A 12,505-nucleotide genomic window follows, 5' to 3' on the forward strand; every position below is an offset into this window, starting at 1 on the left:
CGCGCGTGAACACCATCCTCGTCAGCGGCGGCAGCGGCTTCATCGCCGGTGTGCTGATCCGCCAGTTGCTGGCCGCTGGCTGGCAGGTGCACGCCACCGTGCGCGACCTGAAGCGCGAGCCGGCCTTGCGCCAGGGGCTGGGCGTGGGCAGCAGCGAACAGCTGCGCTGCTTTGCTGCCGACCTGCTGGCCGACGCCGGCTGGGCCGAGGCGGCGGCCGGTTGCAGCCACATGGCCCATCTCGCGTCGCCGCTGCCTGTGGGCGTGCCGCGCGATGCCAACGACCTCATCACGCCTGCCCGCGACGGCGCCCTGCGGGCGCTGAGGGCAGCCCGCGATGCCGGCGTGCGGCGCGTCGTCATGACATCCTCCGTCGCCGCCATCTCCTATGGCCACGGCCCGGGCGACCACCATTTCACCGAGGACGACTGGACGCGGCTGCAGACGCCCGGCATCCCGGCCTATGTGCAGTCCAAGACGGTGGCCGAGCGCGCCGCGCGCGACTGGGTGGCGCGCGAGGGCAGTGGGCTGGAGTTCTGCACCGTCAACCCTTCCGTCGTGCTCGGGCCGGTAGCCAGTGCCGACTATTCGGCCAGTGTCGTCATCGTGCAGAGCCTGCTGCAGGGCCGCATCCCGGCCATGCCGCGCATCGGCTTCGGCATCGTCGACGTGCGCGACGTGGCCGAGTTGCACTGGCGCGCCCTGACCGCGCCACAGAGCATGGCCGACGAGCGCTTCATCGCCTGCGGCGGTTTCCTGTGGCTGCGTGAGATCGCTGCCATCCTGCGTGCCGAGCTTGGCGAGAAGGCGGGCAAGGTGCCGACCCTGGAAATGCCCGACTGGGCCGTGCGCCTGCTGGCCAAGGTCAGCCCGGCGGTGCGTGCCGCTGCCAGCGAACTGGGCACGACCCGTCACCAGGATTCGACCCATGCCCGCGAGGTGCTGGGCTGGGTGCCGCGCCCGCCGCGCGAGGCCATCGTGCAGACGGCACGTGATCTGGTGGCGTTGCGGGTGGTCTAGCGCAACCAGGCGGCTGGCAGGCCAAGCTCGGCGCGCATCGCCTCGCCGACGTCACAGTACGTGGCCTTGGCGACCTCGCCGTGATCGAATTCGAAATAGATCACCGGCCGGCCGACTTCGCCCTCACGATTGGCGCGCAGCCGGAAGAAGCGGAACCGGACCTGGGCCGCCGCGGCGAAGCTTTCGCCCAGGTCGCGCTCGGCCAGCACCAGTTCGGCGTCACGGCCCCGCGCGGGGCGCAGCAGCCGGAAGTCGTGAAGCAGGCAGTCCGCGCCGCCACCGGCCGTCAGCTCCAGGTGCTCGCCGGCTGCGTCGAACAGCGGCACGATCTGCCACTGCGGCCGCTGCCCTTGTGACACCGGCAGCTCGGCGTACAGCGTCAACACCTCGAAGCCATGGGCATTGAAGTTCTCCCGGTGGGCCAGCATGGCCATGCCGGGCGCAGTGCCGGCCTGCAGGGCGACGCGGTTGATGCCGGGGCGCAGGGCCTGCACGCGGTCGGCAGCCTGGGCCGCAGCGGACCAGAGCAGCAGCGAGCCCAGGCCCATCACGGCGCGACTCGCGCGGTGCAGTGCAGCCATGGTTTTCTCCTTCAGAGCGACGCTGCCATTCTGGACAGCCGCCGTGGAAGAAAAAAGTTGGGCCGCGGAGACTTGCTTCCGCGGTGCCGCGCCTCACGAAGCGGTCAGCGCCGCTTGGAGCCAGAAGATGCGTTGTCCAGCATCGCGTTAAACACGACATCGGCGAGCCAGTCGCCAAAGCCATAGCGTTTGGACTGGGCGTTCAAGCGATCGGCACGCGCGTCCTGCAACTGCGCCACCTCGCGCATGCCGTCCTTCTGCGCCGCCACGGCACGCTGGGTGCTGCGATCGGCCTCGGCGCTCAGGCCGGGGTCGCGAAACTGCGTGGAGGCGCAGCCCGTCAAGGCGACGGTCAGCAGGGCGAGGCGAAATGATCGGGTCATCACGGAGCAGGTCGTCGAGGATGCGTGATGGTAGTGGCTAACTGCCCAAGCGCGCGCCACGTCGCGTGACCTGCGGCGGCACGCCGAAGTTGCGCACGAACACCTCGCGCAGATGGCGCCGGTCGCGGAAGCCCGACTCGCGCGCCACGATCTCCAGCGGGTGGCGGCTCTGCTCGATCATCAGCCGCGCCGCCTCCAGCCTCAGGCCTTCGATGGCCTTGGCCGGGGATTGCCCGGTCTCGGCCGTGAACACGCGGCTGAACTGGCGCGGGCTCAGGTGAGCCACCTCGGCCAGCTCTTCCACCGACAGCGCCTGCTTCAAGTGGGCGCGCGCATAGTCCAGGGCCTGCTGGATGCGGTCGGTCTTGGGGGCCAGCTCCAGCAGTTCGGAATGCTGGGACTGCCCGCCCGTGCGCCGCTGCGGCATGACCAGCTTGTGGGCGACGGCGCGGGCGACGTCCTGGCCCAGGTCGGCCTCCACCATGGCCAGGGCCAGGTCCAGGGCGGCCGTCATGCCGGCCGAGGTCCACAGCGGGCCGTCGACGATGAAGATGCGGTCGTCATCGACCTGGACTTCGGGGTGGCGGGCCTGCAGGTCGCGGGCAAACAGCCAATGCGTGGTCGCGCGCCGCCCGTCCAGCAGGCCGGCCTCGGCGAGTGCAAAGCCGCCCGTGCACAGGCCGGCGATGCGCCGCGCATGGCGCTCTGCACGGCGCAGGAACTTCAGCACCTCGGTTTCAGCCGGCGCCACGATGGGGTCGGAGGCGCCCGTCACCAGCCAGGTGTCGGCCTGGGTGCAGGAGGCCAGGGGCAGGGTGCTGACGCGCACGCCGCTGGACGACATCACATCGCCGCCGGTCACGCTGTAGCAGGCGAAGTCGTAGAACTTGTCTTCGGTGACGAGGTTGGCGAACTCGAAGACGGCCTGCGTCGACAGCGCCATCAGCTGGAAGCCTTCACTGACGATAAAGCCCAGGCGGTGCATGCCGGCCACTTGGTGTTGATGTCTCAAAACATGACTGTATACGTCATTTGAGACATGCGCCTGTGTCCCCAGAATTTGCCCATGTCATTCACTTCCCTTGCGGAGAACCTGTCATGAGCCCTTCGTCTTCCCTTGGCACCGCCCTGATCACCGGCGCCTCATCCGGCATCGGCGCCGTCTACGCCGACCGCCTGGCCCGCCGCGGCCACGACCTTGTCCTCGTCGCCCGCGATGGCGCGCGCCTCGATACGCTGGCCTCCCGGCTGACGGCCGAGACCGGCCGCAAGGTCGAGGTCCTGGTCGCCGACCTCGCCGACGCCACGGAACGCGCCCGCGTCGAGCAGCGGCTGCGCGAAGACGCCAGCATCACCCTGCTGGTCAACAACGCCGGCGTCGGCACACCGGCCAAGCTGCTGGAGGCCGACGTCGAAAAGATGGCCCACATGATCGAACTGAATGTGACGGCGCTGACGCGTCTGACCTACGCGGCCGTGCCCGGCTTTGTCGCGCGCGGCCGGGGTGCGGTCATCAACATCTCATCCATCGTCAGCATCGCGCCCGAACTTTTGAATGGCGTCTACGGCGGCAGCAAGGCCTTCGTGACGGCCTTCAGCCAGTCCCTGCACCACGAGCTGGCCGCCCAGGGCCTGCGCGTGCAGGCCGTGCTGCCCGGTGCGACGGCGACCGAGTTCTGGGAGCGCGGTGGCCTGGCCGTCGAGCACCTGCCCAAGGAGTGGGTGATGTCGGCCGAGGCCCTGGTCGATGCGGCCCTGGTGGGCTTCGACGGCGGCGAGCTGATCACCGTGCCGTCGCTGCATGACGAGGCGCCGCTGAAGGCCTACGAGGCAGCGCGGCAGACCATGCTGGGCCAGCTGTCGAGCAACACGCCGGCGCCGCGCTACGTGACGGCCTGAAGCTCAGAGGTCGGGTGCTTCGTCCACGGCCATCTGCAGCTCCTCGTCATGGAGCTCGGTCCCGTCGACGAAGCCGGCCTTCAGGCGGCACCTGGCCTCGGGCAGCGCCAGGCTCAGGCCACGGCGCTGGCGGATGAAGGTGGCCAGGGCGTAGTTGGACAGGGCGAACACAGGCACCTGCCAGTTGAGCCGGCAGCGCTGGATGAGGCTGGAGTCGAAGTCAGGCTCCACCCAGGGGCCTTCGATGTCGGCGACGCTGCGCAGCTCCAGGGCCATGACTCAATCCCGCAGTGCACGCACCACGGCGGCGATGGTCATGACCGCACCCACCGGGAACATCCAGGCTAACGCCAGGAACACGGCCGACTCATGCCGCATGGCGAAGCCGAAGATGCCGATGCCGAGGGCGAACATGCCCATCAGGAACAGCACCCAGTTGCCGATGGCGCGGCCGGTGTCGCTGACGTCGTCGTCTTCCCAGATGAGCAGCGCAATGGCCAACGGAGCGCAGACCGCCGCCATCAGCCATTTCGGCACATGGTGGCCGTGATGCCCGTCCCAGCGCATCAGCAGCGGGGGCGGGATGCCCAGCAGGATGATGGTGATGATCCTGCGCAACATCGCTAGCGCCCGCGCCGCTGCCACAACGGGCGTTTGCCCTTGAGCTGCCTTTCGATGCCGTCGTTGAGCCGCCCGCGCAGGTCGACGACGGCCTCCAGATGGCCATAGACACCGGGGAAGCGCAGGTCCAGCCACAGCCACAGCGTGCAGATGCGCAAGGCCTGCTCCATGCGGTCCAGGCGGCCGTGCTGGTCGTATTCGTCGAGGAAATAGGGGTCGCCGGCCTTGCCGGTGCGGGCATGGCTGGTCGCCCACGAGGCGAACTGCTCCACCAGCATGGGCAGGCGCGAGTCCACCGGCGCCTGGGCGTACTTGAAGCGCTCCTGCAGCGGCAGGGCGCTGGCGTTGCGGTCCAGCATCTCGGCCAGCTCCAGCATCTGTTCCAGCTCGGCCACGGCGAAGTGGGCGTCGTCCAGGCGCAGCTGCTGCATGAAGATGCTCAGCACCGCATAGAGCTTGTTGACGCCCATGCGCTGGGAGATGGTCTGCACATGCCGCCAGTTGGGCGCCACCGGCGCCTTGAAGTCACGCGGCGCGCGCGGCTCCTTGGGCAGCTGCTGGCGCAGGATCTTCATCGCGTCGGCCTCGGCCTCTTTCAGCACCGAGACAAAACCCTCGTCGTGCATGCCGTAGCGGCCGGCGCGGCCGGCGATCTGGTGCACCTCGCTGACCGACAGCTCGCGGTCGCCGACGCCGTCGAACTTGGTCAGCGTCGAGAACAGCACGCGGCGGATGGGCAGGTTCAGGCCCATGCCGATGGCGTCGGTGGCGACGAGGATGTCGCTGGCGCCGACGGCAAAGCGCTCCGCCTCGCGGCGGCGCACCTCGGGCGGCAGGGCGCCGTAGATGACGCTGACGTTGTGGCCGGCCTGGCCGATCTGGTCGCGCAGCATCAGCACGTCGCGGCGGCTGAAGGCCACGATGGCGTCGCCCGCGTGCAGATGCGTCATGGGCACGGGGGCCGGCATCAGCTGCACATGCTGCTTGCGCTCGAAATGGCGGCGCTCGGGCTTCTCGCCGCACAGCTGCAGCAGCCGCTCGATGGCCGGCGCCGCATAGGCAGAGCCGATGATGATGAGCTCGCGCGCCGGCACGCCGACGATGGCCTGGGTCCAGGCCCAGCCGCGCGAGTCGTCGAAGATCATCTGCGCCTCGTCGATGACGGCCACGTCGACCACATCGCGCGTGTTGACCATCTCGATGGTGCTGGACACGACGCGCGCATCCGTTGCCGGCACGCTCTCCTCGCCGGTCAGCAGCGAGCAGGGCACGCCGCGGCCCACAAGGCGGTCACGCCCCTCCAGGGCCAGCAGGCGCAGCGGCGCCAGATAGGCACCGTCCAGGGCCTGGGCCAGGCGCTCGAAGGCGGCATAGGTCTTGCCGCTGTTGGGCGGGCCCAGATACAGCGTGACCTTGCGGCCCAGCTTGCGCGCCGCGTCGAAGCTGTCCGGATAGCCCTGGAAGGCCAGCTCGCGGCCCAGGCTGGCCAGGGTGCTCTGCTCCTCGACGGTCTGTTCCCAGCGGTCCTGGGCGCGGGTCAGCGCGGCCTTCAGGTCCTCGTAGGGCATGGGCACGCCGCACTCGGCCTGCAGGCGCGGCAGCAGCGACGCGAGCTGGGCCGCATCGCCCATGGCCTCGCTGCGCGCGACGAGGTGGTTCAGGTGCAGGGCCAGCTCGGCCTTGTAGGAGTACTCGGGGGCCTGGCCCAGGCTGTGGCGCAGCGCGGCCGTATCGCCATCGCGGAAAAAGGCCCAGACAGGCTCCTCGGGCACCGGCACGCGGTGGGACAGGTCGATGCGCCAGCCCTCGTGGGCCAGGGTGAGGGGGTGCACGCACAGCCGCGTGAACACCAGGCCTTCGCGGCGCAGGCCCAGGCTGTCGAGCTGGTGCAGGCGCTGCTGCATCTGCGAGCGCAGCGTGTTGGCCATTGGCGTCGCATCGAGTTGAGCCAGTGCGACGGACAGGTGCTGCGGCAGGATCCAGCGGCTGGGCCGGCCACCACCGGCCGCCTTGGAGATCTGAATGCAGCCGAGGCGGTCCAGGGACTCGTCCGTGCCGTCATCGAGGTCGTCCGGCACCAGCACCTGCGGCAGGGCATAGGCGGCCTGGCGGATGCGGGCCCAGTCCTCGGGCGCCAGGGTGGCGGGCAGCCGGGCGGCGTGGCGGGGCTGCGGCAGGGGGAAGGCGGGCGCGGGGGGCTTGGGCGAGGGGGAGTCAGACTTCACGGGGGAAGTGGAACACAGGCGCGCCAGCGCCTGCTCGCTGCCCGGGGCGAAATCAGACGGTGCTGCGTCCGGCCGTGCGGGCCAGCAGGGCCTTCAGGTGCCGGCAGACGTTCTCGCCCGTCGTCGTCAGGCGCAGCGAGCCGCCATGCCATTCCATCCAGTGCAGGGCGACGTAATCGTCGACATAGCCCTCCGCGATTTCGGCCGCGCGTCGCTGCTTGAGCAGGCTGACGGTGGCGAGCAACTCATCGCGAAGCATGTCGCGTCGGGCTGCAGCGGGGAACGTAGCAGATGAGGTCATCGAGATCTCCGGAGGTCATAAACCGACTCCGGAGTTGGAGTGGAACACAGACCTGTGACGAAACCGGTCCGGCCGACGAACGGCGGGCCTATCGTTTGCCCTGTGACCCCCTCCAACCCCTCGGAGAACCCCATGCCACGCGAAATCAAGGTCGTCAGCACCACCGTCGCCGCCCCGGCGAGCCAGGTCTATGAGTTCGCCTCGCGGCGCGAAAACCTGCACCTGTGGGCCTCGGGCCTGGCGTCGGCCGACGTCGAGCAGGAAGGCGACCACTGGGTGGTGACGGGTTCACCCATGGGCCGCATCGAGATCCGGATGGCGCCGCGCAACGACTTCGGTGTTCTGGACCATGACGTGACGACGCCCGATGGCGTCACCACGCACAACGCGTTCCGGGTCACGCCGGTGGATGAGGGCTGTGCGCTGACGTTTGTGGTGCTGAGGACGGCGGGAGCCAGCGATGAAGACCTGGAGCGGGATGCGGCGCATGTGCTCAAGGATTTGAGGGCGTTGAAGGGGTTGGTGGAGCAGCGCGTCGGTCCACGATGATTGCCCCGTGGAAGGTCACGCCGTCTCGCCCATGGCCGCGTCGATCGCATCCAGCAGATCGTGCTGGCTGAAGGGCTTGGCGACCTGGCGAAACCACCGGGCTGAGTCGTCTTCCGCGGTGGTTGGGGCTGGCGCGCCGGCGCCGGCACTGATCGCAATGATGGGGATGCCCGCGGTTCGCGGGTCCTGACCCAGCAGTTGGACCGCTTGGCGGCCGGTAATCTCCGGCATGCGGTTGTCCATCAGGATGACATCGGGCCGGTGCGCCAGTGCCAGCGCGATGCCCTCGCGGCCATTGGTGGCGACTATCAGCTGCAGGTCGGCGCGGTGCGCCAGCTGCGCCTGCACCAGGGACTGGCTGGGCAGGTCGTCCTCGACGAGCAGCACAATGCGTGGGGCACGAGCCGGCGTGGCAGCTTCCAGCCGCGCCAGCGGTTCCGCCCTCGCCGTCGAGGGCGGCGGGGCGGTGTCTCCCACCAGTTCCAGCCAGAAGCAGCTACCGACGCCCGGCGTACTGTCGACGCCGATGCGGCCCCCCATCAGCTCCACCAGATGCTTGGTGACAACCAGTCCCAGGCCAGTTCCTTCGACGGCATGGGCCCCAGCCGCCGACTGTCCCAGCCGGTTGAAAGCCTCGAAGAGGTGGGCCACCTGCTGCGGTGCGAGCCCTGCGCCCGTGTCGCGCACCTCGATACGCACATGCCGGGCGCCGAGGGGTTGGGCCGTCAGCGAGATTTCACCCTGCGGTCGGTTGTACTTGACCGCGTTGGATAGCAGGTTGAGTAACACCTGCTTCAGCCGGGTGCGGTCGGCGATGACGGACAGCGGCTCGGCGGCACCCGCGAAGCACGTCGCCAGCCCGCGCGCCTGAGCCTGCGGAACGATCATGACCTCGCATTCCGCGAACACCTCGCCCAGGGACAGGCGCTGCATCTCCAGCTCCACCTTGCCGGCTTCGATGCGGGCCAGGTTAAGCAGCTCTCCGATCAGCTTCAGCAAATGCTGGCCGGCCGACAGGATGTGCCCGTGGAAGATGGCCTGTCGCTCGGTTCCGAAGCCATGGTTGGGCTGCGACAGCAACTGGGCGAAGCCGATGATGGCGTTGAGCGGCGTCCTCAGCTCGTGGCTCATGCGGGAAAGAAAGTGGCTCTTGGCCTGATTGGCAGCCTCCGCGGCGCTGGTTGCAAGCATGAGTTCGTGGTTGGACGCCTCCAGCTGTCGGGTGCGTACGGCGACGCGCGTTTCCAGTTCGTCGTTAAGAGTCCGGATGGCAACCTCGGTCGCCTTTTGCTCGCTCACGTCCTGCAGCGTCTTGAACCATCGCCGGCCGCCGATGGCGGTCGCATCCTCGACCGGCTCGATGACCTGCGCCACGTGGACCACGCCACCGTCGGGCCGCACCAGGCGGTACTCAGCCTCCACTTTCGCGCCCGTCCGCATGGCCTGCTCGTGAGCCTCGCTGAACCGCCTGCGGTCGTCGGGATGCACCAGCGTGTCCATCCAGCCTTGGTGGGTACGCGGCATGGCCTCAGGATCGCAGCCGGCCAGCTGCGGCAGAGTCTCGGACCAGCTTTCGTAGACGCCGTCCGCACTGGCCACCACGTGGGCCAGCCGCGCCAGGGTCTGGGCGCGGCGCAGCCCGGCCTCGCGCTCGCGCAAGGCGGCCTCGGTCAGCACGCGCTGGGTCACGTCCAGAGGCGCGACGAAGCGTGCCATGCGCCCCTGGTAGGGCATCTCGTGAGAGGTGATCTCGACGTAAATCAGTCGCCCGTCCTTCAGCCGGTGCCGCCAGACGCCGCTGTTGAACACCTGCGCCGGCGTCAGCCGCACCGAGGCCTCCATGGCCGCCACGTCCTCAGGCGGCCGGATGTCGCGGATGGTCATCGAGAGGAATTCCTCCCGCGTGTAGCCGTACTTTTGGCAGGCCACCTCGTTGACGTCCAGGAACTGCAGCGTTTGCAGGTCGTAGACCCACATCGGCGTCGGGTTGCAGTCGAACAACTGCTGGTAACGCTGCGCCTCCGAGTCAGGGACCGTAGGCGAGGCGGGGCCTTCGCTCGGCAACGGCCCCGACGACGTGCTGGTCATGCCCTGGCTCCTCGCGGTGAGTGCCGCTACGTTCGCGGCGCCTTGGGCTGACTCTAGCCAAAACTGAAGTAACCAGGCGATTCACGTCCTGTGCTCGCCTCACAGCGGCTTCGGCTTCGTCCCCTCCGATGGGTTCGCAATCCACGCCTGCAACTCCGCCGCCCGTGCATGCTTGGGCGCCAGCTCGAGGAAGGTCTTGTAGGCCGCCATGGCCTTGCCGTCGTCGCCGGCCTGCAAGCGCGCATCGCCGAGATTGAGCCAGGCCAGAGACCGGCTCGCATCCATCTCCACGGCCTTCTCGAACCACACCGCCGCATCCGCGGGCTTGCCGCGCCGGTAGAGCACAAAGCCCAGGTTGTTGGCCGCCAGCGCGAATTTCGGTTGCAGCTGCAAGGCTTCCTTGAACGCCGCCTCGGCCTCGTCGTAGCGGCGCTCGCGATAGAGCTGCAGGCCGCGGTCGTTGGCGCGTTGGGCGGTGACACGGGCACCGGCATCGACGCGGGCCGTGGGCGCGGCCAGGGCCTGGTCCTTGCCGTCCAGACCCTTGATGGTGACCTGCACGGCGCTGGCACCGCCCGCAGTGGGCGCGGCCTGGCGGCCGGCGTTGCTGGCCTCGTCGAGCTTGACGGCGAGCTGGCTGGCCTTGTCGTCCAGCTGGGCGACGGCGCCGCTCAGGCCCGGCTCCTGGGCCGTCGGCAGCTCGAAGATGAACTCACCGCCTTCGCTGCCCGGCAGGCTGCCGAAGGCCGGTGTCTGGTGGGCGATGGCCGACACAGCGGGCGCGACATAGGCGGCCAGCTCGGTGGCCGTGATGAGGCCGTCGCCATTCAGGTCGGCTTTGCCGCTGAGGGCCTGCAGCAGCGTCCATGTGAACACCGAATGGCCGCCGGGGCCGTCGTCGGCCACCTGCTGGTCGGCACCGCCGGCCGTCATCATCTGGCGGCCGATGCGGCGGGCGTTGGTGCGGGCGAAGTTGCTGTCCATGGCGCTGGACCCGCCGCGAGTCAGGCCCAGGCCGGAGTAGCAGGCGTCGATGACGAAGAGGGCGTGCTTGGCCGTGATGGCCTCGGCCACCTCCTGCAGCTGGGGCATGGCGATGGCGTCGGACTGCAGGTCGTTCAGCCCCGCGTCCACCGGCACGATGTAGCCCACCTCGCGGCCGCTGGGCAGCTTGCGCGTGCTGCCATGGCCGGCAAAGAAGACGAAGACGCGGTCGTCGCGCTTGACCCGCTTGGCGTCGCCGAAGCGCTCGTTCAGCGCCTTCAGGATGTTGGCGCGGGTGGCTTCAGCGTCGGTCAGCAAGGTCACGTTGTCGGCGCGAAAGCCGAAGCGCGTGACCAGGGATTCGCGCACGGCCTGCGCATCACGCACCGCATGCGAGAGCTTGGGCCAGGCCGAGTATTGGTTGATGCCGATCACCAGGGCATGGCTGTCGCGGTACAGCTCGCCGGGGGAGGGCGGCGGTGCGGCGGCGGTCTTGTCGGTGGAGACGACGAACTGGCCGTCCTTGAAGCTCGCGAAGCGCCAGCCCTCGGCGGCGAGCTGGTCCAGCACCAGCGGCAGGGCCTGCACGGTGCGGGCGTGGATGTCGTGGAAGAGCACGATGCCGCGCTGCTGCTTGTCCAGCTCGGCCATCACGCGCGCGGCGATGCTCTTGGGGATGGGATCGCTCCAGTCCAGGGAGTCGACGTTCCACATCATCGAGCGCAGCTTCAGCGCTTCGATGGTGGTCAGCGCGCCGTCGTTGCGGGCGCCATAGGGAAAGCGAAACAAGGCGTCGCCGTTGCGACCCGCCGCGTCGAGCAGCGCCTCCGTGTTGGCGGCTTCTTCCTTGACCTTGACGAGCTCGAACTTGCTCATCAGCCCGTGGGTGAAGCTGTGGTTGGCCAGCTGGTGGCCGGCGGCCAGAACACGCTTGGCGACGGCGCTGCCGTTGCCGGGCTGGATCTTGCCGTCGGCACCGACCTTGCCGAGGTTCTGGCCGAGCTGGAAGAACACGGCCGGCGCGTTGTAGCGCTTCAGGATCTCCAGGATCTCGTCGGTGTAGCGCGCATGCGGGCCGTCGTCGAAGGTCAGCAGCACGGTCTTGGGCGGCAGCTTGTCGCCAAAGACCTCGCGGTCTTTCACGGCCACGCCGCGCATGGCGCCTGATGCCGCGGGCTCGGGCGCCAGGTCGGCCGCGGCGGGCAGCTGGGCGCCATGCTGCTTCATCACCGCCTCGCGCGTGTGCAGGGTCTTCAGCTTGGCGACGTAGTCCGCCCACTTCTCGCGCTTGAGCTCGATGCCGCGCTTGGCAAAGCCGCCGAAGACCTCCTTCAGCTCCTGCTCATAGGCCTTCTCGACCTCGGCCAGCGTGTCCAGGTCGTCCTGGGCGCGGCGGGCCAGCTTGATGCCGTCCAGGGTCTGGGCGTTCTTCAGCCCGCTGGCGAGCTGGCCCAGCACCTCCTTGAAGGCGAGGCGATCGGCGTCGTACCAGCTCTTCTCGCTCTCGATGCGTGTCAGCAGGGCCGCGGTGGCTTCCAGCAATTCGGGCTTGAGCGCCAGGTCAGCCAGGCGCTGCTGGCGCTGCAGCAGCTCATGAAAAAGCTGTTGTCCCAGGGCCTGGACCTCGCGGCGCTGGGCGGGCGGCAGCGTGGCCTCGCCGTCCATCAGCACGACGATCTGGCGATGCAGGCCCAGCACGACTGTGGAGTAGGCGCGCAACTCGTACGCGGCTTCGGCGTCCTGCGCGGCGGAGGCGGCCGGCAATGCGGCGGGCACATCGGCCGGGCGCTTGTTGCAGCCCGTCAGGGCCAGGGCGGTGGTCAGCAGGGCAAGGGAGACAAGGCGCATCGCAACA

At 69.0% G+C, this 12,505-nt stretch carries 12 protein-coding genes; 3 read left to right on the forward strand and 9 right to left on the reverse strand.

What is annotated here, in order from left to right:
• Positions 1–5: 5 nt before the first annotated feature.
• On the forward strand, positions 6–1,019 hold the full coding sequence (locus ACS5PN_RS13800) for an NAD-dependent epimerase/dehydratase family protein (protein WP_439464537.1): 1,014 nt from the start codon (positions 6–8) through the stop codon (positions 1,017–1,019).
• Here the strand turns inward: ACS5PN_RS13800 and ACS5PN_RS13805 are convergent.
• From ACS5PN_RS13805 to ACS5PN_RS13815, 3 genes are all read right to left on the reverse strand, one after another.
• Positions 1,016–1,600: a hypothetical protein gene (locus ACS5PN_RS13805; RefSeq protein ID WP_439464538.1), complete on the reverse strand. Its 585-nt coding sequence runs from the start codon at positions 1,598–1,600 to the stop codon at positions 1,016–1,018. The two genes, ACS5PN_RS13800 and ACS5PN_RS13805, sit on opposite strands and share 4 nt — an antisense overlap.
• Before the next feature lie 104 nt (positions 1,601–1,704).
• Positions 1,705–1,983 carry a hypothetical protein gene (locus tag ACS5PN_RS13810; protein ID WP_439464539.1) on the reverse strand — a complete coding sequence of 93 codons (279 nt, stop codon included), beginning with the start codon at positions 1,981–1,983 and terminating at the stop codon, positions 1,705–1,707.
• A gap of 37 nt (positions 1,984–2,020) precedes the next feature.
• Positions 2,021–2,968, reverse strand: coding sequence for a GlxA family transcriptional regulator (locus tag ACS5PN_RS13815; protein ID WP_439464540.1), 948 nt, complete (start codon positions 2,966–2,968; stop codon positions 2,021–2,023).
• Between the two features lie 113 nt (positions 2,969–3,081).
• Here ACS5PN_RS13815 and ACS5PN_RS13820 point away from each other — a divergent pair, with 113 nt between their 5' ends.
• Positions 3,082–3,882, forward strand: coding sequence for an SDR family NAD(P)-dependent oxidoreductase (locus ACS5PN_RS13820; RefSeq protein ID WP_439464541.1), 801 nt, complete (start codon positions 3,082–3,084; stop codon positions 3,880–3,882).
• 3 nt (positions 3,883–3,885) lie between these two features.
• On the opposite strand, the gene ACS5PN_RS13825 is transcribed toward ACS5PN_RS13820, so the two are convergent.
• From ACS5PN_RS13825 to ACS5PN_RS13840, 4 genes are read right to left on the reverse strand one after another with little or no spacing between them, the layout of a single operon-like run.
• Positions 3,886–4,158, reverse strand: a complete 273-nt coding sequence (locus tag ACS5PN_RS13825; protein ID WP_439464542.1) for a hypothetical protein — start codon at positions 4,156–4,158, stop codon at positions 3,886–3,888.
• Positions 4,159–4,161: 3 nt separating this feature from the next.
• Complete coding sequence (locus ACS5PN_RS13830) at positions 4,162–4,503, reverse strand: hypothetical protein (RefSeq protein WP_439464543.1); 342 nt, start codon at positions 4,501–4,503, stop codon at positions 4,162–4,164.
• A 2-nt stretch (positions 4,504–4,505) separates the two neighbouring features.
• Positions 4,506–6,728 (reverse strand): helicase-related protein, encoded by a 2,223-nt coding sequence (locus ACS5PN_RS13835; protein ID WP_439464544.1) that lies wholly within the window; start codon positions 6,726–6,728, stop codon positions 4,506–4,508.
• Between the two features lie 52 nt (positions 6,729–6,780).
• Positions 6,781–7,029, reverse strand: a complete 249-nt coding sequence (locus ACS5PN_RS13840; protein ID WP_439464545.1) for a hypothetical protein — start codon at positions 7,027–7,029, stop codon at positions 6,781–6,783.
• Between the two features lie 132 nt (positions 7,030–7,161).
• Here ACS5PN_RS13840 and ACS5PN_RS13845 point away from each other — a divergent pair, with 132 nt between their 5' ends.
• Positions 7,162–7,578, forward strand: coding sequence for an SRPBCC family protein (locus tag ACS5PN_RS13845; protein ID WP_439464546.1), 417 nt, complete (start codon positions 7,162–7,164; stop codon positions 7,576–7,578).
• A gap of 15 nt (positions 7,579–7,593) precedes the next feature.
• On the opposite strand, the gene ACS5PN_RS13850 is transcribed toward ACS5PN_RS13845, so the two are convergent.
• On the reverse strand, positions 7,594–9,666 hold the full coding sequence (locus ACS5PN_RS13850; RefSeq protein ID WP_439464547.1) for a PAS domain-containing hybrid sensor histidine kinase/response regulator: 2,073 nt from the start codon (positions 9,664–9,666) through the stop codon (positions 7,594–7,596).
• Between the two features lie 99 nt (positions 9,667–9,765).
• Complete coding sequence (locus ACS5PN_RS13855; RefSeq protein WP_439464548.1) at positions 9,766–12,498, reverse strand: polysaccharide deacetylase family protein; 2,733 nt, start codon at positions 12,496–12,498, stop codon at positions 9,766–9,768.
• Between the last annotated feature and the right edge of the window lie 7 nt (positions 12,499–12,505).

It is taken from the genome of Roseateles sp. NT4 (genome assembly GCF_051857475.1).
GTDB lineage: Bacteria > Pseudomonadota > Gammaproteobacteria > Burkholderiales > Burkholderiaceae_C > Pelomonas.

Excerpts from the sequence above, each read along its gene's own strand:
- ACS5PN_RS13815 (WP_439464540.1), bottom strand. The coding sequence starts at position 2,968 with ATGCACCGCCTGGGCTTTATCGTCAGTGAAGGCTTCCAGCTGATGGCG.
- ACS5PN_RS13845 (WP_439464546.1), top strand. The coding sequence starts at position 7,162 with ATGCCACGCGAAATCAAGGTCGTCAGCACCACCGTCGCCGCCCCGGCG.
- ACS5PN_RS13840 (WP_439464545.1), bottom strand. The coding sequence starts at position 7,029 with ATGACCTCATCTGCTACGTTCCCCGCTGCAGCCCGACGCGACATGCTT.
- ACS5PN_RS13850 (WP_439464547.1), bottom strand. The coding sequence starts at position 9,666 with ATGACCAGCACGTCGTCGGGGCCGTTGCCGAGCGAAGGCCCCGCCTCG.
- ACS5PN_RS13805 (WP_439464538.1), bottom strand. The coding sequence starts at position 1,600 with ATGGCTGCACTGCACCGCGCGAGTCGCGCCGTGATGGGCCTGGGCTCG.
- ACS5PN_RS13855 (WP_439464548.1), bottom strand. The coding sequence starts at position 12,498 with ATGCGCCTTGTCTCCCTTGCCCTGCTGACCACCGCCCTGGCCCTGACG.
- ACS5PN_RS13820 (WP_439464541.1), top strand. The coding sequence starts at position 3,082 with ATGAGCCCTTCGTCTTCCCTTGGCACCGCCCTGATCACCGGCGCCTCA.
- ACS5PN_RS13810 (WP_439464539.1), bottom strand. The coding sequence starts at position 1,983 with ATGACCCGATCATTTCGCCTCGCCCTGCTGACCGTCGCCTTGACGGGC.
- ACS5PN_RS13830 (WP_439464543.1), bottom strand. The coding sequence starts at position 4,503 with ATGTTGCGCAGGATCATCACCATCATCCTGCTGGGCATCCCGCCCCCG.
- ACS5PN_RS13825 (WP_439464542.1), bottom strand. The coding sequence starts at position 4,158 with ATGGCCCTGGAGCTGCGCAGCGTCGCCGACATCGAAGGCCCCTGGGTG.